1 protein-coding gene is annotated in these 899 nt (G+C 50.4%); it reads left to right on the top strand.

Annotated features, from left to right (window positions below):
* Positions 1 to 719: 719 nt before the first annotated feature.
* Positions 720 to 899: hypothetical protein (locus TRESADRAFT_RS00095; RefSeq protein WP_002701636.1), on the top strand; the 180-nt coding region annotated here is incomplete at its 3' end.

The raw sequence follows: 899 nt of genomic DNA, 5'->3' as shown, positions 1-899 counted from the left end.
AGCCTGTTCCTGGCTGAGACGTCACCGAGCCGCGCCCTTCTCGCCAGGGCGCACGTCTCCTCGTGGGAAAGCAAATCCTTTTTTCATAGACTCCTCCTGCGCTCCGTACCCACCGCGGGGCGGAAAAACACTTGTCATACGACATCTTGTCGACGTCATGCGGACGGCGACTCCGCCCCCGACCGGGGCACCCGCGCGGACAGAATATAAGCCGTTTTTCGCGATCGTCAAAAAAACGGGGCAAATTTGCCAACTTGCGTCGTTTCGAGCGTCGCCCCGAGGCGGTCGACCTCGCGAAGCCTTATTTTACTAGGGTTCCCGAAAAAAATCGCAAAAAAAGGGCGTTTTTTCAATGACTCACTTTTTTCACAGTTGTGAGTCGTTGTAAGACTCTTTTTTTTTTTTGTAGTCGTATAATACGCGTACGTCATTGCAAAACCGAAATTTGAGTCAAAACAGCTCACGTAGTTAAGTAGTCTTACAGAGCGATTTGACGTAGTTACGTAGTCAATGGGACGTAGTTACGTAGTCATTGAAACGCGGGAAGCCTAGTAAAATAAGGGGTTCCCGAGCCTATAAATACATAACTACTTTTAAATACATATAGGGGAGCGCCGCTAAAAAATGCGAAAATCCGAAATCGTGAAAGCGAGCGAAAACGCCCGCTTCCTAAAACGAGTCAAAACGAAGTCAGCCGGGCCTTCTACACCTGCCCCGTCATGACCAAAAAACTCATCGTCATGGGGCTATACAAAATCGTCCCCGTCTTCAACCCGGAGAACTACAGGAAGACCGACCTCTCGAACCTCGGGGACAAATTCAAGTGGACCGACTTCTCCGCGACCTTCACCATCCAGGAATTCTGCAACGTCATGGGCATCGAGAACGGCGGCTTCCAG

Source organism: Treponema saccharophilum DSM 2985, from assembly GCF_000255555.1.
GTDB lineage: Bacteria > Spirochaetota > Spirochaetia > Treponematales > Treponemataceae > Treponema_D > Treponema_D saccharophilum.
This window is presented reverse-complemented; position numbering and strand designations above follow the sequence as displayed.